This window comes from Pandoraea bronchicola (assembly GCF_902459805.1).
Taxonomy (GTDB): Bacteria; Pseudomonadota; Gammaproteobacteria; order Burkholderiales; family Burkholderiaceae; genus Pandoraea; species Pandoraea bronchicola.
In genome coordinates, this window is the sequence record NZ_CABPST010000009.1 from 1 (window position 1) to 21,034 (window position 21,034).

Sequence of the window (21,034 nt, forward strand, 5' to 3'; positions counted from 1 at the left end):
GGAGCGGGAGACGAGTCTCGAACTCGCGACCTCAACCTTGGCAAGGTTGCGCTCTACCAACTGAGCTACTCCCGCATTGTCATGCGAACTACCAATCCAACCACTTCTCAAAATTTCGCTGCCGGGCTAGTGCCGTAGCAGCGAGAATGAGATTATGTCGAAAGCGTGATTCAGTGTCAAGCATCTGCACCGAAAATTTGTGAAGATTTTTCTTCTCCACCGCACAAATCCCGCGTCTTCAGGGACTTACGCTCACATCTTGCCCGCACCGCGCTCTCGAATCTGCGGCCACGCGCGGCGCAAATAATACAACATCGACCACAACGTGAGAACCGCCGCCACGTAAATCAGCCAAGTCCCCCAGAAGCGCGAGTCGAAACGCAGTCCGTTCCACACCACCGTGCCGTTGAACAGCAGCAACGGAATCGCCACCATCTGCGCCGCCGTCTTGATCTTGCCCAACTGATGCACCGCCACGCTGCGCGACGCGCCAATCTGCGCCATCCACTCACGCAACGCCGAAATCGTGATCTCACGGCCAATGATGATCAACGCCACCAGCGCATTGATCCGGCCCATCTGCAGCAACATCAGCAGCGCCGCCGCCACCATCAGCTTGTCCGCCACCGGGTCCAGAAACGCCCCGAACGCCGACGTCTGATTCCAGCGGCGCGCGAGAAAACCGTCGAACCAGTCGGTTAGCGCCGCCAGCACGAAGACGCCGCACGCCACCCAGTTCATCTCGACCGACGACAACCAGGTCGCCGGCAGGTAATAGACGCCGACCACCAACGGGATCAGCACGATCCGAAGCCAGGTCAGGAATATGGGGACATTAAAAGGCATGGCAGCATGAGTTCGGCAAACGGCAGTCGACACACGGCGCCCTCGGCAGCCGTACCAGACCCGCATTGTGCCGTGTCTGCCCCGCAGCCACAAGGCCGAGGCGCCGCACAGCGGTTGACATGTGCGCCAGTGTGCCCCTATCTTGCTCGCAACACCCCGCCAATAGCGCCGATCTCGTGAAACTGCCCTGGCCCCTGCCCGCCCTGCGACGCCCCCTGTTGCCCCCTCACGTTGTCATCGCGGCACTGGTCGGGATCGACGGTCTGCTGCTCGTCGCCTCCGTGCTGCTGCGCGTGCCCGGCACCGTGCTCATCGATCTCTTCGTGCGCGGCGACCTCTCCGCGCTGGAGCGCATCGAAGCCATTCATCTGCCCCGGCTGCTCTTCGGGTTGAACGCCATCGAGCGCATCGACTTCTCTCACCTGCCCCGCGCCCTTGCAGGACTGTCGCTGGTGGCACTCGCCTGCGGCCTCGTCATCCGTGCCCGCACCGCGTGGGCCTTTACGCTTGTCATGCTCGCGCTGGCCGCGGCCATCAATTTCCACCTGAACATCCGCTTCGATCTGACGTTCGTCCTCTCGCTCGTCTGTATCGCGCTACTGCTCTGGTACTGGCGGGAATTCGACCGGGCCAGCTTCGCTGCGGCCACCCTCTACACGCTCGTGGCCGTGTTCGCGCTGCTCGTCTATGCCACGTTTGGCACCATGTATCTCGGCCGCGAATTCGCACCACCCGTCACCGATCTGGCCACCGCGTTCTACTTCTCCATTGTCACGATGACGACCGTCGGCTACGGCGACATCGTGCCGCACTCCACCGACGCACGGCTCTTCACCGCGTCGGTCATCATCTTCGGGATCAGTGTGTTTGCGACGTCGCTGACCGTCGTCATCGGACCGCTTGTCGGCGGCAACCTTAAGAAAATTCTCGCGGGGAGGTTCACTCACGTGATACGCAAGAACCACTTTATCGTGGCCGGCGCATCGCCGCTCGCCATCAACGTGCACCACGAACTCACCAAGCGCGGCTGGCCGGTCACGGTCATCATCGCCAACGGCGTCGACAACCCCTATCCGGAAGATGCCGATGTCATGCATGGCGACGCCAGCGACAACACCGTGCTAACGCACGCCGGCATCGAACACGCCAAGGCCGTGCTCGCGCTGCGTGCCGACGACTCGGAAAATGCCTTCATCGTGCTCGCCGCGAAGGAAATCGCGCCAGCGGTGCGCACCATCGCGTCAGTCAACGACAGCAAGCACTTGAGCAAACTCAAGCGTGTTCAGCCAGACATGATCTTCGCGCCGCCCGTCGTCGGTGGCGAGCTTCTTGCCCGCACGCTGTCCGGCGAGACCGTCGACAACGACACCGTGATGCGCCTGCTGTTCCACGGCGATACGTGAAGCGCCGTGGGTGTCAGTGCAGTTGGCGATAGATCTGTTCAGCGAGCGTCGTCGAGATGCCTTCGACGCTTGCCAGTTCGTCGACGCTGGCCGACGCCACCCCTTGCAACCCGCCGAATCGCATCAGCAACCGCTGTCGACGCTTCGCCCCGATACCTTCGATCTCCTCGAGTCGCGACGTCTGACGCGCCTTCGCACGTTTGGCCCGCATACCCGTAATCGCAAAGCGGTGCGCCTCGTCGCGAATCTGCGCAATCAGCATCAGCACCGCACTCTCGCGGCCAAGTTCGAGCGGCGCACGTCCGTCGGCAAAAATCAGCGTCTCCAGGCCCACTTTGCGGCCCTCGCCTTTCGCGACACCGACCAGGCGGCCAATGTCGATCCCCAGCTCGACGAACACCTGACGCGCCACTTCCACCTGCCCCTTGCCGCCGTCGATCAGCACCAACTGCGGCAGATTGGCTTCCACGTCAGAGGCCTCCGGCGCGGCGGCGGCCGATGCACTGACCTCATTAGACTCGCTCGTCTGCGCCGCACCCTCACTGTCCGGCATCACCACCGTATCGGCTTCTGCCCGCGCCACATCGGCCGCCACCGATGACGGATCTGCCGCGTCGCTCACCGTCGCTGCCGCCGCCTCCATCAACCTGCCGTACCGGCGCGTGAGCACCTGACGCATCGCCGCGTAGTCATCGCCCGGCGTAATGCCCGAGATGTTGTAACGCCGGTACTCGTTCGTCTGCATCTTGTGATGGTGGAACACCACGCACGACGCTTGTGTCGCTTCCCCCTGCGTATGGCTGATGTCGAAGCACTCCACACGCAGCAAAGCCGGGTCCTCAATGTCGAGTCCGATGGTCTGCACCAGTTCCCGCGTGCGCGCCTGCTGGCTGCCCTGCTCCGTCAACAGACGCGCAAGCGCGAGCTGTGCGCCCTGCTGCGCCATGTCGAGCCACGCGCGTCGTTGTCCCTGCGGTTGACGCACCATCGCAATGCGCCGCCCCGCCTGCTCGGACAAGGCCGTCAGCAACTCGTCGCCCGGCAACGCGTGACTCACGATCAGCACGGGCGGCACCGATTGTCCCAGATAGTGCTGCGCGACGAAGGCTTCGAGCAGACGCGATTCGAGCGATGCCGACGGCGTATCCGACGGCAGGTCGCTCGAGATCTCGCCAGCCGTGTCCACGGAGTCCTCCGGGTTCGCGCGGGACGCTTCCGGTGCGACCCCGTCGTCGTCTTCGAATTCGTCGGCAATGCCGCCCTCTACGCCTCGCTCCACATGTGCCGGGAAGTACGCCTTATCGCCAAGGTGACGCCCGCCGCGAACCATCGCGAGGTTCACGCACGCGCGTCCCCCCGCATAGGCGACAGCAAGGATATCGGCATCGACGTCGCCCGCCGTCTCGACGGACTGCTGTTGCAGCACACCGGAGAGCGCCTGCATTTGGTTACGCACGACGGCCGCCTGCTCGAACTGAAGCGCCTCGGCGTACGTCATCATCTTCTCTTCGAGCGCGCCGAGCACTTCGTTCTGACGTCCGGAGAGAAACGCCACCGCGTTCTTCACATCACGCGCGTAGTCATCGTCCCGAATGGCACCCACGCACGGGGCACTGCATCGCTCGATCTGATGCAACAGACACGGACGCGTGCGATTCGCAAAAACGGAGTCCTCGCAGGTCCGCAACTGGAACACCTTCTGCAGGATCTGAATGCTCTCGCGCACCGCCCACGCGCTGGGAAACGGTCCGAAATACTGCCCGCGGCGATCCACCGACCCACGGTAATACGCCATGCGCGGATATTTGTGTTGCGTGAGCTTGAGAAACGGATACGACTTGTCGTCGCGAAACAGAATGTTGTAACGCGGATGCAGCGCCTTGATGAGATTGTTCTCAAGCAGCAGCGCCTCGGTTTCCGAGCGGGTGACCGTCGTTTCCAGTTTCGCGATGCGCGCGACCATCAGCGCAATGCGTGGAGAAAGTTGTGTCTTGTTGAAGTAACTTGACACACGCTTCTTGAGATTGCGCGCCTTGCCCACGTAAAGCACGTTGCCCGAAGCGTCGTAATAGCGGTAGACGCCGGGCAGGTTTGGCAACTGGGCGAGCACCTTGCGGGCATCGAACGGCAGCGCGTCGTTGGTGTCGTTGGTGTCACCGGCAGAGAGCGCTTGAGCGTCCGCGCGACGCGTTCGCTTCGTCTTGTCGGCCGTGGCAGGCTTTGCAGGCTCGCCGCCCGACACATCGACCGGTGTGCCGGCGCTTTCCGGCGCTGTCTGCGCCGAAGGCGTCGCGACGGCCGCACCGGCGGCGGATTTCGCTTTGCGGGACTTGCGCGGTGGCGTGACGTCGTGGGCGTCTTCGGTCATGAACTCTGGCAATCGGAGCGTCCCTGGCGCGAAGGGGCGCAGGCATGGCACCGTTCGCCGCGCCCGCGATCACATCGTCACGCGTCGCAGGGACTAAAATCCGAAGTTTAGACCAATCCGCGTCGCCGCTTCTCAATGTCCCTGCCCACTGCATCCCCTCCCGCGTCGAGCGCCCTTCCTCTGGTGCCGCGCTGCGATCTGTTCTGCACCGTCGTCGACAACTTCGGCGACATCGGCGTGTGCTGGCGGCTCGCCCGGCAACTCGTGCGCGAGCATGGCTGGTCAGTCAGGCTATGGGTCGACGATCTGGCGAGTTTCCGTCACCTGCGTCCGGACATCGATCCTTCGCTGACCCGGCAGCGCTGCGATGGCGTGGACGTACACCGCTGGGATGCCGACTTCGGCCCCGTCACCGACGACAATGCGCCGGGCGATATCGTCATCGAAGCATTTGCCTGCCATATTCCCGACGCCTGCGTACAGGCGATGCACGCGCGCAAACAGGCCGGCAACGCGCCTGTGTGGATCAATCTGGAGTATCTGAGTGCGGAAGACTGGGTCGACGACTGCCATCTGCAAAAGTCGTTGCATCCGCAGTTGGGGCTCCTCAAAACGTTCTTTTTCCCCGGATTTACCGAACGCACCGGCGGACTCATCCGGGAGCGGGAGCTGTTTTCCCGACGCGACGCGTTCCTCGCCTCACCGGCGCTGCGCGACGCCTGGTGGCAACGAACGCTCGGCCTGCCTGCCGCGCCGACGGATGCGATGGTCGTATCGCTATTTGCGTATGAGAACGCCGCGCTTCCCGGGTTGCTCGCCCAGTGGGCCGAGAGTGCGACACCTATCGTCTGCCTCGTCCCGCAGGGGCGTATCGCGCCGGCCGTAGGCGCCTGGTTCGACCGAGCCGTGCTGGCGCCGGGGGAGTCTGCCACGCGAGGTGCGCTGACGGTATATGGCCTGCCGTTCGTCCCGCAAACCGAGTTCGACGCAATGCTCTGGGCGTGCGATCTCAATTTCGTGCGCGGGGAAGATTCGTTCGTGCGTGCGCAATGGGCAGCGAAGCCGTTCGTCTGGCATATCTATCCGCAGGACGAGAATGCCCATCATGGGAAGCTCGACGCATTTCTCGACCGGTATCTGGCGGATCTGCACGACAACACGCCCGACGCAGCCCCGTTGTCGCACGGATCGCGTGAGGCGCTGCGCACCTTCTGGCATCTCTGGAATGGCTACGCGAGCACTGCGCCCGACTGGCCTGCACTGGCTGCCGCCCTGCCGGAACTGAATCGCCACGCCTGCGCGTGGGCAAACGCGCAGGCCGGTCATCCGGATCTAGCGCGACAGTTGGCAAGCTTCGTGGAAATTCAGGTAAAATAGCTGGTTTTTCAACGCTTTGCTGCTGAACCTGCTGCCCCGGATCGTTCCGGGCGGACGCGGGAATCAAGCGGCGAATGGGCGTATGGAAGCGCTCAAACAAGCGGCAAATCGCTTATTTCGTCACAGGATCTCGTTTTTTATGAAAACCGCTCAAGAACTCCGCGTCGGTAACGTCGTCATGATCGACGGTGAGCCCAATGTCGTGCTGAAGACCGAATACGTCAAGTCGGGCCGTAACTCCAGCGTCGTGAAGATGAAGTACAAGAAGCTGCTGACCGAAGGTCGTGGCGAGTTCTCGTACAAGGCCGACGACAAGTTCGACGTCGTCGTGCTCGACAAGAAGGAAGTGACCTACTCGTACTTCGCCGACCCGATGTACGTGTTCATGGACGCCGACTACAACCAGTACGAAGTCGAAGCCGAAAACATGGGCGACGCGATCAAGTATCTGGAAGACGGCATGCAATGCGAAGTCGTTTTCTACAATGAAAAGGCCATCTCGGTCGACCTGCCGACCTCGCTCGTGCGCGTGGTGGAATACACCGAGCCGGCCGTCAAGGGCGACACGTCGTCGGGCCGCGTTCTGAAGAACGCCAAGATCAACGATCTGCTGGAAATCCAGGTGCCGCTGTTCGTCAACACCGGCGACAAGATCGAAATCGATACGCGTACCGACGAGTACCGCAGCCGCGTCTAAGCGACTGCGGACTGCCGCCACGTCTTCGGGCGATGCGGCAGTCAGGTAACAAAAAAAGCGCTCGCCCCCCAAGGGTCGAGCGCTTTTTGTTTGTACCGGATGTCCAGCGTCTGATCGACGTGACTTATCCGCCAAACGTCTGCGCGATCAAACGCTTCGCCGCCTGATATTCCGGCTGCGCGAGCATCTTTTCCCAGCCATGCACCTTGCCGCGGCCCTTCAGATGCTTGATGCGGCGCTGTGAGACGGTGTCGGGCGCCGACTTCATTTCACGCAGCAAGCGATCCGCCTTCTCCGGGCTGTTGCAAATGAGCACCATGTCACACCCGGCGTCTATCGCTGCATGCGCGGCCGTGACGACATCCCCCGCCGCACTCGCCCCCTGCATCGACAGGTCATCGCTGAAAATCACGCCGTCGAAGCCGTACTTGCCGCGCAGAATGTCCTTCAGCCACTTGGCCGAGAATCCCGCCGGACTCGGATCGACTTGCGGGTAAATCACGTGCGCCGGCATGACCGCCGCCAGCGACATGCCGAGCCAGTCGTATGGCTGCGCGTCGACCGAGAGAATCTCGTCGAGCGAGCGCTCGTCGACCGGAATCTCATGGTGCGAGTCGGCTGCCACGAAACCGTGTCCCGGGAAGTGCTTGCCGCAGTTCGCCATCCCGGCGAGGAGCAGGCCGTGATTCAGACTCTTGGCGAGCATGGCCACCACGCGCGGATCGGCGTCGAACGCGCGATCGCCGATTACCGCCGACGTTCCGTAGTCCAGGTCCAGCACAGGCGTGAAGCTCAGGTCGATATCGCACGCCCGCAATTCCGATGCGAGCACATAACCCACGGCCGTCGTCACACGCGTCGCCTTGAACACATCGTCATGCCAGAGCTTGCCCAGCTTGCCCATCGCTGGCAAATGCGTGAAGCCGTCGGTACGAAAACGCTGCACACGCCCACCTTCATGATCGACGGCGATCAGGATGTCGTCGCGCACATCGCGAATCTGCTTCGTGAGCGCACACAATTGCGCGCGGTCATCAAAGTTGCGGGCGAACAGGATGACACCCCCGGTCAACGGATGGTCGATACGGCGGATGTCGTCCTCGCTGAGGGTCAGCCCGACGACGTCCAGCATCACCGGGCCCGGCCTGCGCTTCGTCATTGCGTTTTCTCCGATGCAATATTGCGAATGTTGCCTAAATTACGTGACGCGATCGCAAATGCGACCGCGTATTCCTTCTCGTCCGTGATCGAGATCTCGATCGACAGTTGCCGTTCGGCCAGCCACGGCACCAGCTCGCCCGACGCCACCACGACCGGCTTGCCGGACGGTGCATTGAGCGTTTGCACCGCGCGCCACGTCATCGGCCAGCGCATGCCCAGCCCGATGGCTTTCGACACGGCCTCCTTTGCGGCGAAGCGTGTGCACAGATAGGCGAGTCCGCGAACTTCGGAGCGCTTCTGACGCGCGTAATAAACCTTGAGTTCCTCCGGCCCCAATACCCGCTCGGCAAACCGCCCGTTCGTGCGCGTCATCACGCCAACGACACGACTGATCTGGAGGATGTCGGTGCCCACACCGAAGATCGCTGTCGCCCCCGGCTCGGGAACAACAGCATCGACGCCCGGCAGCGGCGTATCGAGGGACGAAGACGACGGTGGCGTCGGATCGTTCATGAGGGGTGTCGGATGATGGGACAGAGCGAAAGACCTCGCTGCTCAGCCGCGCGCCGCAATGCGGCTGGCGACCATGATCGCCTTCATCTCGCGCACGGCATTCTCCCAGCCGGCAAAGATGGCGTGGGCGACGATCGCGTGTCCGATGTTCAGTTCGGAAATGCCTTCGATGGCGGCGATCGGCTGCACGTTTTCGTAGTGCAGGCCGTGACCGGCGTTGACCCGCAGCCCCAGCGACAGACCGAGTGCGACGGCCCGCTCGATGCGAGCGAACTCGGCCTCGCGTGTTGGTTCGTCATGCGCCTCGGCATAGCGCCCCGTGTGCAGTTCGATGACCGGCGCGCCCATGCGAGCGGCAGCGCGGATCGGTGCTTCGTCGGGGTCGATGAACAGCGACACGCGGCTGCCCGCTTCGCTGAGCCGCTGCGTGGCCGCAGCCACCTGATCATAAAGACCGACGACGTCCAGCCCGCCCTCGGTCGTCAGCTCCTGACGACGCTCCGGCACCAGGCAAACGTCGTGCGCCTTCACGCGGCACGCGATCGCCAGCATTTCTTCCGTCACCGCGCATTCCAGGTTCATGCGCGTGAGCAGCTTGCCGCGCAGATTCGTCACATCATCGTCGCGAATATGACGGCGGTCTTCGCGCAAGTGCAGCGTAATGACGTCCGCACCTGCCTCTTCGGCCAGCAACGCCGCCCTGATCGGATCGGGATAGGCCGTGCCGCGCGCGTTGCGCACCGTCGCGACGTGATCGATGTTCACCCCGAGGTCGATGGGGTTGCCGTGGAAGAAGAGGCTCATAGTTTTTGCAGGTCGAGCAGGATCTGCCGGGTATTGAGCGGAACGCCGCCCAAATGGTGGTTGAGAAGAAAGCGCATGAGCAGCTTGCTTTGCTGCACGGTTTGCGCCCGGGAGTAATCGTCTTGCTCCATGTCGAGCAGCGTCTGCCCGATGATGACCGGCCAGTCGGACGGCTCGTCACCCCGTGCCGGACGCACGCCCCAGTCAGGATGAAACACGTACCGGCGCTCGGGCGTCACTTTGCCGCGCGTTTGTGTACAACGGTCAAACGCGACGGCGTATCCGGTCTCGCGCAGCAACACGCGCTCGAACGCTCGCAGAATGATGCCCGCAGGTTCACCGTGCGCGAGGTGATGCAGCGTCGTCAGATAGTGTTGGAACAGCTTGTCGTGAGGATCGTCGCGCGCACAGAACTTCACCAGCAATTCATTCAGGTAGAAGCCTGAGAGCAGCGCATCGCCCTCGAGCGGACGCAAACCGCCAACCCATTCGGCCTTGGTCAGCGTGCGCAGCTCGCCCTTGCCGAGCCACGCGAGCGAGAGGGGCTGAAACGTCTGAAGCACGCCACGCAGCGCGGAGTGCGGACGTTTGGCCCCTTTCGCCACGAGCGCGATACGACCGTGATCGCGCGTAAGCACGTCGATGATCAGGCTGGTTTCGCGATAGGGATAACTGTGCAGAACGAAGCCAGGCTGCTCGGCAACCCGGCTCTGTTCGCGCTCGGTCGCCCGGGCGGGAGACGGTGCGCGTCGCGCGCGTTTGGTCTCGCGCTTGACGGTGTCGGTGTTGGCCTCGGCTTGCTGGAAGGCTTCCGACGCCTCATCGTCCACGACCCGCGTGCGTGCGCTGCGCGTCTGGCGCACAGGACGCGCTCCGGCGCGTGGCGCACGCCGCGCATCGGCGACCGACGCGTTGCTTGCCGCCGGTGTTACGTCTGCCGGCGTCGCAATTTCGTCAGGTGCAGTGTCGAGTTCACTCGTAGCCATACGCCCGCAGGCCGGCCTCATTGTCGGCCCAGCCGCCCTTGACCTTGATCCAGACTTCCAGATACACGGGGCCGTCGAAGAGCTTCTCCATATCGACACGCGCATCGGTGGAAATCTGCTTGAGCTTAGCGCCCTTGTTGCCGATGATCATCGCCTTGTGGTTGTCGCGATCGACCAGAATCGTCGCAAAGATCCGGCGCAGATTACCTTCCTGCTCGAACTTGTCGATGATCACCGTGCTGGTGTACGGCAGTTCGTCGCCCGTCCAGCGGAACACCTTCTCGCGCAGGATTTCCGACGCCATGAATCGCTCGCTGCGATCGGTCAGGTCGTCTTCACCATAGATCGGCTCACCCTCGAGCAGATACGGGCGCAACACCCCCATCAGATGCTTGATGTCTTCCGCACGCTTTGCCGAGAGCGGCACGATTTCCCGGAAGTCTCGCTTCCCCCCCATCTCCTGCAAAAACGGCAACACTTTCGCTTTATCGGCGATGCGATCGAGCTTGTTGACGATGAGCAGCACAGGCGTGTTGTCAGGCAGCAGATTGAGCACCTTCTCGTCGTCCGGGCCGAAGTTGCCCGCTTCGATGACGAAAAGCACGACGTCGACGCTGGAGAGCGTGGACGTCACGGCGCGATTGAGCGAGCGGTTCAGCGCCGTCGCGTGACGCGTCTGGAACCCCGGCGTGTCGACAAAGATGTACTGCGCATCGTCCGTCGTGCAAATGCCGGTAATGCGATGGCGCGTCGTCTGCGCCTTGCGCGACGTAATGCTGATCTTTTGACCGACGAGGGCGTTGAGCAGCGTCGATTTGCCGACGTTCGGACGCCCGACGATCGCCACGGTCCCGCAGCGAAAATCCGTCTTATCGTTCATGGTTGGAAACTCTCTTGATAGGGGGCCGGCGCCTCGCACCGCCCCCTTGAATGGGGCTCAGGCGGCTGCCGGGGGTTGCTTGGCGGCGTCGGTCTTCTCGGCAGTCTTATCCGCGCCTTTGTCCACAGGGACCGCCGCCGGGCGTGCCGAGCCGTTGCTGACAGACGCCGTCATGGCCGGAACACTGCCCGAGCCTGCGGCGGCGTCGCGGGTGTCCTTCGGCTCCTTGACGTCCTTCGTATCTTTCGCGTCCTTCGGCTCACGCGCCTCGCCCGCCTGCGCAGTGCTCATCTGGCCAGCCTTCTTCGCCTCGGAGGCTGCGGCCTTCGCCGCACGCTTCTTCGCAGCCTTGGCACTCTTCTCGGCCTTCGGCTTGGCAAGCGCCGGCATCTTCTGCACTTCCTCCAACGCTTTCTTGGCGGCGGCCTGCTCGGCGGCACGTCGGCTTGCGCCCGAGCCACCGACCTTGATGTCGAGCTTTGGCACCGTGCACTCAACCTCGAACTGCTGGTTGTGTGCCGCGCCATGCGTCGCAATCACCGTGTACTGCGGCAGAGCAATCTTGTGACCTTGCAGATACTCCTGGAGCAGCGTCTTGGCATCCTTGCCGAGGGTCTTCGGATCGACATGTTCGAGCACCGGGGTGTACAGACGCTCGATCGCCGCATACGCCGCGTAGAAACCGCCATCGAGATACATTGCCCCGAACAGGGCCTCGAGCGTGTCGGCCAGAATCGACGGACGGCGGAAACCGCCGCTCTTGAGTTCCCCCTCGCCCAGCCGCAGGAAATCGGAGACGCCGAGCGTTTGCGCGATTTCGTACAACGACTGCTGTTTGACGAGATTGGCGCGCACACGCGAGAGGTCGCCTTCGTCGAGCTTGCCATAGCGACGGAACAGGATCGCGGCTACCGAACAGTTCAGAATGGAATCGCCGAGAAACTCCAGCCGCTCATTGTTGGCGGCACTATGGCTACGATGCGTCAACGCTTGGCAAAGCAATTCCGCATCGTGGAAACGATACTGGAGACGTTCTTCCAGTTGGTTCAGAGATTGAGACATGGCGCAAGTATAGCGCGACGCTCCCGCCCCGGCGCGCGTCGTCGCCAAGAAACGACGGGCTAAACGGCCGTCCGGCGGCCTTTTCGGACTCGCGTGAGAGCGCTGGATCGGACATTTCCGAGGCGATGACGAGTCGATCCCCCCGATGGTCCGTACCCGTCGCACCATTTAATTCGATTTTTAAAATAATAATGCGGAAATCGACGATTTATCGTCAATTTCCGCATCAATGAAATCTTCATCCGGGGAGATGACCTTCCCGGCGAAGCACAGGCTTACTGGAAGCCGCCCAGGCGCTTGAGGTTCGAGAAGTTCATCCAGATGAAGAACGCCCGGCCCACGATGTTCTGCTCGGGCACGAAGCCCCAGTAACGGCTGTCCGCGCTGTTATCGCGGTTGTCGCCCATCATGAAGTAGTTGCCCGGAGGCACCTTGCAGATCACGCCCTGGCTGTTGTACTGGCAGTTCTGCTTGTTCGGGAAATCGTCGGCGCCCATGATGTACGGCGGCACGTTCGGATCGTTCAGAATGCGATGCTTCACGCCGCCCACCGTCTCTTCGAACTGCTTGAAGTAAGCGATGTGCTCCTCGTCGAAGTAGTCGGGCAGGGCCGTCTCGGGCACCGGTTGACCGTTCACCGTGAGCTTCTTGTTCTCATACGCCACCACGTCGCCCGGCACGCCGATCACGCGCTTGATGTAGTCCATCGACTCATCTTTCGGGTAACGGAACACCACCACGTCGCCACGCTTCGGCTCACCCAGCTCGACGATCTTCTTGTTGATCACCGGCAGGCGAATCCCGTAGTCGAACTTGTTCACGAGGATGAAGTCGCCGACGAGCAGCGTCGGAATCATCGAGCCGGACGGGATCTTGAACGGCTCGACGACAAACGAGCGCAGCACGAATACCGCCAGAATCACCGGGAAGAAGCTCGCCGAATACTCGAGCCACCAAGGCTGACGCAGCTTGTCGTCACGCACTTTCGCACGCGCGCTCGAAAGCGCGCTGCCTTCCTGCGTGCCAGAGCCCTGAACGCCGGATCCCTGCAACGAAAGCTGCTGCTGATCGAATTGCGCCACAGCCTCCTGTGCTGCCCGGCGGCGCGCCGGTTGAAACACCAACTTGTCGGCCACCCAGGCCACCCCGGTCACCAGCACCAGGATCAAAAGAATCAGGGCGAAATTCATGCGGGACCTGTCGCTACGTTATTTGTCTTCGACTTGCAAAATGGCGAGGAACGCTTCCTGAGGAATCTCGACACTCCCCACCTGCTTCATGCGCTTCTTACCTTCCTTCTGTTTCTCAAGCAGCTTCTTCTTACGCGTGATGTCGCCACCATAGCATTTCGCCAGCACGTTCTTACGCAATGCCTTGATGTTCTCACGGGCAATGATGTTCGCACCGATGGCCGCCTGAATCGCCACGTCGTACATCTGACGCGGAATGATTTCGCGCATCTTGGCCGCCACCTGATTGCCGCGACGACGGCTCTCCGAACGGTGCACGATGATCGACAGTGCGTCGACCTTGTCGCCGTTGATCAGCATGTCGACCTTGACCACATCCGAGGTGCGGTATTCCTTGAACTCGTAGTCCATCGACGCATAGCCGCGCGACACCGACTTCAGACGATCGAAGAAATCGAGCACGATTTCGGCCATCGGAATTTCGTAAATCAAGCGAACCTGACGGCCGTGGTATTGCATGTCGATCTGCACACCGCGCTTTTGCTGGCACAGCGTGACCACTGCGCCGACATATTCCTGCGGCATGTACAGGTTGACCGTGACGATAGGCTCGCGAATTTCTTCGATGCGGCCCGGGTCCGGCATCTTCGACGGGTTTTCCACCGTTGTCAGCGTGCCATCGCGCTCGATCACCTCATAGATCACGGTCGGGGCCGTGGTGATGAGGTCCATGTCGAACTCGCGCTCCAGACGCTCCTGCACGATTTCCATGTGCAGCAGGCCCAGGAAGCCGCAACGGAAGCCGAAGCCGAGTGCCTGCGAGACTTCCGGTTCGTATTGCAGCGAGGCGTCGTTGAGCTTGAGCTTTTCGAGCGATTCGCGCAGCGCGTCGTACTGATTCGCCTCGACCGGATAGAGGCCGGCGAACACCTGCGGCTTGACTTCCTTGAAGCCCGGCAGCGGTTCCGGCGCCGGCTTGGTCGTGGTCGTGACGGCGTGCGTCACGGTGTCACCGACCTTGGCTGCGTGCAGTTCCTTGATACCGGAAATGATGAAACCCACCTGACCGGCCGACAGCGACTCACGTTGCTGGGAGCGCGGGGTAAACACACCGACCTGCTCGACCGGATACGTCGCACCGGTGGCCATCAGTTGAATCTTTTCCTTCGGCTTGAGCGTGCCGTTGACCACGCGCACCAGCATCACCACGCCTACGTAGTTGTCGAACCACGAGTCGATGATCAGGGCCTGGAGCGGAGCACTTGGGTCACCCTTGGGCGGCGGCACCTTGGCGATGAGGGATTCGAGCACATCTTCCACGCCGAAGCCCGTCTTGGCCGAGCAGCGCACGGCGTCGACTGCCTCGATACCGATAACGTCCTCGATTTCCTGAATCGCGTTTTCCGGCTCGGCAGACGGCAGGTCGATCTTGTTGAGCACGGGCACGACTTCCACGCCCAGTTCGATTGCCGTGTAGCAGTTCGCCACGGTCTGGGCTTCCACACCCTGCGAGGCGTCGACTACGAGCAACGCGCCTTCGCACGCGGACAGCGAGCGGCTCACTTCGTACGAGAAGTCGACGTGTCCCGGCGTGTCGATGAGGTTCAGGTTGTAGACCTTGCCGTCGCGCGCCTTGTATTGCAGCGCCGCCGTCTGTGCCTTGATGGTAATGCCACGCTCACGCTCGAGGTCCATCGAGTCGAGGACTCGGGATTCCATTTCACGATCGGACAAACCGCCGCTCAACTGGATGATGCGATCGGCCAGGGTCGATTTCCCGTGGTCGATGTGGGCGATGATCGAAAAATTGCGAATATGGTCCATGAGGCGGGGCTATAGAAAAGTCGGTGCCATCGGATTCGGCTCGGCAGCGACTTTCGAGAGAATCGGCAAACACGACATTTTAGCCGAAAGCGCACCGATTCCGTCCGGAATCGCACGCATCGCGGCATGACATCGGTAATGGCGGGAGGGTTCTGGGGTCGTTCGAGGAATCGTGGTGGGCGTAACGTCAATCCGATTGCAATGCAGCAGCGACCGCCGCTGCGTCGAAACGATACCTGCACAACTCGCGCCCGCCCAATGCAAGCACGGGCACGATCTCGTCATACTGCGCCTCGAGCGCCGGGTCGCTGTCGACATCGACGACCGTGACCGAAAAATCCCAAGCCGGGCGCATCGCTTCGAGCGCCGCAAGCATGTCATCGCAGAGATGACACCACTTGCGGCCGTAAAGCGTCAGCGCCGGTGCCGTCATGATGCCCCGGTATTACTTGCCGGGTGCGCGCGGGCGCAGCGGCACGAACTGTGTGGCGTCGCCGCGACGCACCAGGATCGGTACGAGACGCTTCGGATCCAGCGCCTTGACCACATCTTCGAATTGCTTCGCGCTGACGATGTCGGCGTCGCCCACACGCAGGATGATGTCGCCCTGCTGCAGTCCCGCCCGGCCCGCCGGACCTTCCGCCAGCTCCACCTGCACGCCGCCGCGCAGCTTCAAGTCCTTTTTCTGTGCGTCGGTCAGGTCGGAGACCACCAGACCCAGCGCGTTCGGATGCGGCGTATCGGCACTTCCGCTCTGCGCCTTCGACGCCTTCGGGGCATCGGTATCCGCTTCCGCGATCGTGATGCGCAGATCCTGATTCTTACCCTTGCGCAGGACTTGCAGCGTGGCGCTCGAACCCGGCTTCGTCTCGCCGACCATGCGCGGCAGATCCGTTGCATGATCGACGGCACGGCCTTCGAATTTCATGATGATATCGCCGGGCTGCACGCCTGCCTTCTCGGCCGGGCTACCCGGCTCGATGCTGCGCACGAGCGCACCCTGCGCACGCGGCAGCCCCAGCGAGTCGGCCACATCCTTGCTGACCTCGCTGATCGCCACGCCGATCCGGCCACGCACCACTTTGCCGCTCTTCTTGAGCTGGTCGGCCACGCGCATGACTTCGTCGATCGGAATCGCGAACGAAATGCCCATGAAGCCGCCGGTCTGGCTGTAGATCATCGAGTTGATGCCCACGACCTCACCGCGCATATTGATGAGCGGACCGCCCGAATTGCCCGGGTTCACGGCCACATCCGTCTGGATGAACGGCAGGTAATCGCCGGTATCGCGGCCCTTGGCCGACACAATGCCCGCAGTGACCGTGTTTTCGAGACCGAACGGCGAACCGATGGCCACCACCCACTCGCCGACGCGCAGCTTATTGGAGTCGCCCACCGGCACGGTCGGCAAATCCTTGGCGTCGACCTTGACCACGGCAACGTCGGTGCGTTTGTCCGCGCCAACCAGCTTCGCCTTGAACTCGCGCTTGTCGGTGAGGGTGACGTAGATACTCTCAGCGCCATCGACAACGTGCGCATTGGTGAGGATATAGCCGTCGGCCGACACGATGAATCCCGACCCGACGCCGCTATTCTGCTCTTCATCTGGCTGAGGCTGGCCGCGTCGCGGCGTACCGCCCTTCGGGCTTGGCTGCGGCATCGGAACGCCGAAGAACCGGCGGAACAGCTCGGCCATGTCGTCGTCCATACCCGGCGGCAAGCCTCGCTGACTGCGGCTCACGCGCTCGGTCGTCCGAATGTTCACGACGGCCGGGCCGACGCGATCGACAAGCTGAGTGAAATCGGGAAGATTGGTAACGAGCGGTGCGGTCGACGCCGAAGCCGGAGCGGCAAAGGCGGCAGGCGCTCCCGCCAATTGAGCGGCAATAGCGCCGCCGAGGATGACACGAAGCAGGAGAGTCTTCTTCATTGGAAGATCGTGGTGCGCGATAGTCTCGGAATCCCTGAGGACAGTCCGGCGCCCGACACGGCATCGCGTCTCATTGCGCCTCGCTGCCCGGACCGCGCCGTCACCGGCCGCGGCCCACCCGACAGCCGGTCACTTCGCCGGCTGTTTGTACTCGATGCTGGAAGCGAACTGCTGCAGCGTGGCCTGCGGCACTTCGCCGAGCAAGGTCAGCCAGAAATCACCGTAGCGCTTGATGAGGATGTTCGTCGCTCCGGCGCTGCCGTGACCTTCCTTGCGTTCACGCGTGGCCGGCTCGATGAACACCGAAAGCCCTGCCATGCCGTCGGAATATACCACCTGCTGGACTTCCAGCGGTTTACCGTCAGCCGTCGAACGCATCGTTCGACGCACTTCACGCACCGCCTTGAAGCCCGGCACTTTCTTGTCGACGTCAATGCTCCAGCCCGCATCGGACAGTCGCGTCGGCACAATCTGCGGCTTGATCACATGCCAGCCATGCGTGGCCTGGATCGCATGCGCGATGCGCGCCTTCTCGCTCGGCACACCAATGGAGATCTGCGAGAACGCCGCCTGCTCGAGCAGGTGACCTTCGGCATCGATGGTCTGGGCACGCAGCAGCAGGCCTGTGTTGCGATCGGCCCACAACCGGTAGCCGAAACGATATTCGTCTTTCGGCGTGAGTTCGATCACCATGCAGTCGAAGCCTGCCATCCGCTCATTGGCCAGCACCTTCGGCGCGTAGTAATCGAGTACGTCGCGATTGGGGGTGGCGAGCAAGGCCGGGAACGAATCCTTGCTCTCACGCTTTTCCTGGAAGACGGTCTTCTGCTCAGGAATGAGCGTGTAGACATCTTCGTTCTGACGAAGAATGCGGCGCTGACGTCCGTCCAGCGTCTCAAGCTCTTCGTACTCGTTACCCTTCTCGGCGAAGTGGCTGATCTTCGACGAGCGCATGGTCGAACCACGCTGGTAAACGAAGGTGCCAATGTAATTCTGCGTCTGCGCGGCGCGATGAATCTTGTTGAGCCACGCACTGACTTCGCGCCGCTCGATCAGCGGATCGGCGCTCGGCGCAGAAGCCTGCGCCCACGCCTGCGTTTGCAACGTGGTCGCCAGCAGAAAAGCGAACAGGAAGAAAGTGCGCCCCTTGGGCGCACGCGGCAAGGATTCGATACTCAGGCGCTGCATTTATTCGCCCGCTTGCGCCGAGGCTCGCATATATGGGGAGACACTCTGGCCGATCGGGGTCGGGGCATATTGCTGATGCGCTGCCAGATACTGGTCGAGACGCGCGTCGCGCAGCACGATCAGATCGTTCGGTGCGCCAGCGCTCGCGCCGTTGGCTGCCACAGCAGCTTGCGGCTGCTGCGAAAGCGCTACGCGGGTGAGACTCGAGCCACCGGCAGCCGTCGCCGGCGCAGCGGCCTGAGCCAGCACCTGCGGCTGCGCGCCACCTGCCGGATGATCCTGCAGACGCGGCACCACGACCCACGACAGCGCCGCAACCGCAGCAGCGGCAGCCGCCGTCGGCAGCACGCGGCGTACGCGCAGGAACGGATTGATACGAGCGACTCGGGAGCCAGCGGCCTTGGCGCCTTGCGCGGCGCCAGCCTGAACGTCGGCCAGTGCGGCCGGCGCGAGCAGGTGAGGCTCGGCTTCGAGACGTGCCGCGAAGGAAGCCATGAAGGCCGACTCCGAACGCGGCAGCGTCAGTTCATCGGAACGCAGAGCGTCGCCGATCAGATGGTAGTCGTCCCACAGAGGCCGGCCCGAGCTGTCAGCTTCGTCCAGCAGAGCGGCCAGTTCGTCCGGATCGAATTCCCCGTCCATCAACGCGGAAATCCGCTCGGCTTGCAGCCCCCGCTGCATTTGCACCGTCGCTGATCCCATGATATCCCCCAACGAAAATAACTTTCCCGGCGGCGCGCTCACCAGCGCTTACCGTCAGGCGTGTCCAGCAGCGGCCTGAGCCGGCTGGCAATCGCTTCACGCGCCCGGAAAATTCGCGAACGGACCGTTCCGATCGGGCACCCCATGGCTTCGGCGATCTCTTCGTAGCTCAAACCCTCGATTTCCCGCAGGGTAATGGCCGTTCGAAGTTCATCGGGCAAAGCCTCCATCGCTGTGTTGACCGTTTGAGCAATCTGCTTGCTCATCAGCATCGACTCAGGCGTGTTGATATCCCTTAGTTGATCGGCCTCGGCAAAAGTTTCCGCTTCTTCAGCGTTCGCTTCAGTCGAAGTCGGTGCACGGCGCCCCTGCGTTGCGAGGTGGTTCTTCGCCGTGTTGACAGCAATACGATACAGCCAGGTATAGAACGCCGACTCACCGCGAAACTGCGGCAAAGCACGGTAGGCCTTGATAAAGGCCTCCTGCGTCACATCCTCGACCTCGGCGGCATCGCGTACGAGCCGCGACACGAGGCGGATGATCTTGCGGTGATATTTCGCGACCAACAGCTCGAAGGCGGCTTTGTCGCCTTTTTGCACGCGCTCAACGAGCGCTTGGTCGATTTCTCGTTCACTCACCTGATTTGGATCCGTATTTTCTCTGGCTGCCAGGCCTTGATCGGGCCCGATTGCACCACGGCAGCACTCGCTGCCGCGGCTGGAAGTGTCTGTGACGCCGCACGCCCGGGCACACTCACCGGAGCGTGGGTCAGCGGAACGGGACGCCTGCGCGGCGTCCCGCGAACTTAGACGCGCTGGAAGACCAGCGTGCCGTTAGTCCCGCCGAATCCGAAAGAGTTCTTCAAGGCGACATCAATTTTCATGTCGCGAGCCACGTTTGCGCAGTAATCGAGGTCGCAAGCGGGGTCCTGATTGAAGATGTTGATCGTCGGCGGTGACTTTTGATGATGAACGGCGAGCACGGTAAACACCGACTCCAGGCCGCCCGCGCCACCCAACAGGTGACCGGTCATCGACTTGGTGGAGTTCACCACGACCGATTTTGCGGCGTCGCCCATCAGGCGCTTGACTGCAACCGTCTCGGCGATATCGCCCAGCGGGGTCGACGTGCCGTGCGCGTTCACGTAGTTCACCTTGTCGGCATTGATACCGGCATCGCGAAGCGCGTTCGTCATGGCGCGCAGTGCGCCATCGCCGTCTTCGCACGGTGCGGTCATGTGGTACGCATCAGCGCTCATGCCGAAGCCGGTCAGCTCGGCGTAAATCTTTGCGCCGCGTGCCTTGGCATGCTCGTACTCTTCGACCATCATCACGCCGGCGCCTTCGCCCAGCACGAAACCGTCGCGATCCCGATCCCACGGACGGCTCGCCGTCGCCGGGTCATCGTTTCGCTCCGACAGCGCCTTCATGGCTGCGAAGCCACCGATACCCAGCGGCGACACCGTCGATTCGGCACCACCGGCGAGCACCGCATCGGCGTCGCCATACTGAATCATGCGTGCGGCCTGACCGATACAGTGCAGACCGGTCGTGCAAGCCGTGACGATCGCAAGGTTCGGCCCCTTCAGACCGTACTTGATCGACAGATGGCCGGAGATCATGTTGATGATCGAACCCGGCACGAAGAACGGGGAGATCTTGCGCGGACCACCTTCGATAAGCGCCTTATCGGTGTCTTCAATCATCGGCAAACCGCCGATACCCGACCCGACCAACACGCCGATGCGCTCCGCATTGGCGTCGGTGACCGTCAGACCACTGTCTTCGAACGCCTGGATACCGGCGGCAAGCCCGTAATGGATAAACGTATCCATACGGCGGGCTTCCTTGGTGGAAATGTACTTCTCGGTCTCGAAGTTTTTGACTTCTCCGGCGAAGTGCACCCTATGGTTGCTCGCATCGAACTTCGTGATGTTGGCGATGCCCGAACGACCTGCGACCAGATTTTCCCATCCCTCGGCAACGGTGTTGCCGACCGGCGAGATCAGGCCCAGACCGGTAATGACGACGCGACGACGACTCACGATACTCCCCTTCTTCTGCTGGGTCATACAAAACAAAAGCCACAGAGGCGACAGGGTCC

General features: G+C 62.2%; 17 protein-coding genes, 1 tRNA gene and 3 pseudogenes. 3 read left to right on the forward strand and 18 right to left on the reverse strand.

Features of this window, described 5'->3' with window-relative positions; genetic code table 11:
- Window positions 1-2: 2 nt before the first annotated feature.
- Together PBR20603_RS16145 and pgsA are read right to left on the reverse strand one after the other, a co-directional pair.
- Window positions 3-75, reverse strand: a tRNA-Gly gene (locus PBR20603_RS16145).
- Between the two features lie 177 nt (window positions 76-252).
- A complete protein-coding gene (gene pgsA, locus PBR20603_RS16150) occupies window positions 253-846 on the reverse strand; it encodes a CDP-diacylglycerol--glycerol-3-phosphate 3-phosphatidyltransferase (protein WP_150560541.1) in 594 nt (197 codons plus the stop codon).
- Between the two features lie 176 nt (window positions 847-1,022).
- Between pgsA and kch the strand changes: the two genes are divergently transcribed.
- Complete coding sequence (gene kch / locus PBR20603_RS16155; RefSeq protein ID WP_246174755.1) at window positions 1,023-2,249, forward strand: voltage-gated potassium channel protein; 1,227 nt, start codon at window positions 1,023-1,025, stop codon at window positions 2,247-2,249.
- Window positions 2,250-2,262: 13 nt separating this feature from the next.
- Here kch and uvrC read toward each other — a convergent pair whose 3' ends face one another.
- On the reverse strand, window positions 2,263-4,617 hold the full coding sequence (gene uvrC, locus PBR20603_RS16160) for an excinuclease ABC subunit UvrC (RefSeq protein WP_246174756.1): 2,355 nt from the start codon (window positions 4,615-4,617) through the stop codon (window positions 2,263-2,265).
- A gap of 141 nt (window positions 4,618-4,758) precedes the next feature.
- Between uvrC and earP the strand changes: the two genes are divergently transcribed.
- The gene (gene earP / locus PBR20603_RS16165; RefSeq protein WP_425495827.1) at window positions 4,759-5,994 is read left to right on the forward strand and encodes an elongation factor P maturation arginine rhamnosyltransferase EarP; all 1,236 of its coding nucleotides are present in this window, start codon (window positions 4,759-4,761) and stop codon (window positions 5,992-5,994) included.
- Window positions 5,995-6,133: 139 nt separating this feature from the next.
- Window positions 6,134-6,691, forward strand: coding sequence for an elongation factor P (efp, locus tag PBR20603_RS16170; RefSeq protein ID WP_042112803.1), 558 nt, complete (start codon window positions 6,134-6,136; stop codon window positions 6,689-6,691).
- Between the two features lie 124 nt (window positions 6,692-6,815).
- On the opposite strand, the gene nagZ is transcribed toward efp, so the two are convergent.
- The 15 genes and pseudogenes from nagZ to fabF form a co-directional block, all read right to left on the reverse strand.
- Window positions 6,816-7,850 carry a beta-N-acetylhexosaminidase gene (gene nagZ, locus PBR20603_RS16175; protein WP_150560543.1) on the reverse strand — a complete coding sequence of 345 codons (1,035 nt, stop codon included), beginning with the start codon at window positions 7,848-7,850 and terminating at the stop codon, window positions 6,816-6,818.
- On the reverse strand, window positions 7,847-8,365 hold the full coding sequence (acpS, locus tag PBR20603_RS16180) for a holo-ACP synthase (RefSeq protein WP_150560544.1): 519 nt from the start codon (window positions 8,363-8,365) through the stop codon (window positions 7,847-7,849). Before acpS ends, nagZ begins: the two co-directional genes overlap by 4 nt.
- A gap of 42 nt (window positions 8,366-8,407) precedes the next feature.
- The gene (pdxJ, locus tag PBR20603_RS16185) at window positions 8,408-9,169 is read right to left on the reverse strand and encodes a pyridoxine 5'-phosphate synthase (RefSeq protein ID WP_150560545.1); all 762 of its coding nucleotides are present in this window, start codon (window positions 9,167-9,169) and stop codon (window positions 8,408-8,410) included.
- Window positions 9,166-10,155, reverse strand: coding sequence for a DNA repair protein RecO (gene recO, locus PBR20603_RS16190; RefSeq protein ID WP_246174758.1), 990 nt, complete (start codon window positions 10,153-10,155; stop codon window positions 9,166-9,168). Before recO ends, pdxJ begins: the two co-directional genes overlap by 4 nt.
- Entirely contained in the window at window positions 10,142-11,035 is an 894-nt protein-coding gene (era, locus tag PBR20603_RS16195) for a GTPase Era (protein WP_150560546.1), read from the reverse strand. The genes recO and era overlap by 14 nt, the downstream gene beginning before the upstream one ends.
- A gap of 60 nt (window positions 11,036-11,095) precedes the next feature.
- Window positions 11,096-12,097, reverse strand: a pseudogene (gene rnc, locus PBR20603_RS16200) (ribonuclease III); the annotation flags it as partial.
- Between the two features lie 275 nt (window positions 12,098-12,372).
- Window positions 12,373-13,089: pseudogene (lepB, locus tag PBR20603_RS16205) on the reverse strand (signal peptidase I); the annotation flags it as partial.
- A 65-nt stretch (window positions 13,090-13,154) separates the two neighbouring features.
- Window positions 13,155-13,287 (reverse strand): annotated as a pseudogene (locus PBR20603_RS24615) (signal peptidase I); the annotation flags it as partial.
- 18 nt (window positions 13,288-13,305) lie between these two features.
- Entirely contained in the window at window positions 13,306-15,111 is a 1,806-nt protein-coding gene (lepA, locus tag PBR20603_RS16210) for a translation elongation factor 4 (protein WP_150560549.1), read from the reverse strand.
- Window positions 15,112-15,298: 187 nt separating this feature from the next.
- The gene (locus tag PBR20603_RS16215) at window positions 15,299-15,544 is read right to left on the reverse strand and encodes a glutaredoxin family protein (RefSeq protein WP_150560550.1); all 246 of its coding nucleotides are present in this window, start codon (window positions 15,542-15,544) and stop codon (window positions 15,299-15,301) included.
- A gap of 12 nt (window positions 15,545-15,556) precedes the next feature.
- Entirely contained in the window at window positions 15,557-17,041 is a 1,485-nt protein-coding gene (locus tag PBR20603_RS16220; RefSeq protein ID WP_150560551.1) for a DegQ family serine endoprotease, read from the reverse strand.
- Window positions 17,042-17,170: 129 nt separating this feature from the next.
- Window positions 17,171-18,229 carry a MucB/RseB C-terminal domain-containing protein gene (locus tag PBR20603_RS16225; RefSeq protein WP_150560552.1) on the reverse strand — a complete coding sequence of 353 codons (1,059 nt, stop codon included), beginning with the start codon at window positions 18,227-18,229 and terminating at the stop codon, window positions 17,171-17,173.
- Window positions 18,230-18,931, reverse strand: a complete 702-nt coding sequence (locus PBR20603_RS16230) for a sigma-E factor negative regulatory protein (protein WP_150560553.1) — start codon at window positions 18,929-18,931, stop codon at window positions 18,230-18,232.
- Window positions 18,932-18,969: 38 nt separating this feature from the next.
- The gene (rpoE, locus tag PBR20603_RS16235; protein WP_010805230.1) at window positions 18,970-19,569 is read right to left on the reverse strand and encodes an RNA polymerase sigma factor RpoE; all 600 of its coding nucleotides are present in this window, start codon (window positions 19,567-19,569) and stop codon (window positions 18,970-18,972) included.
- Window positions 19,570-19,736: 167 nt separating this feature from the next.
- Window positions 19,737-20,975, reverse strand: coding sequence for a beta-ketoacyl-ACP synthase II (gene fabF / locus PBR20603_RS16240; protein ID WP_150560554.1), 1,239 nt, complete (start codon window positions 20,973-20,975; stop codon window positions 19,737-19,739).
- Window positions 20,976-21,034: the final 59 nt, after the last annotated feature.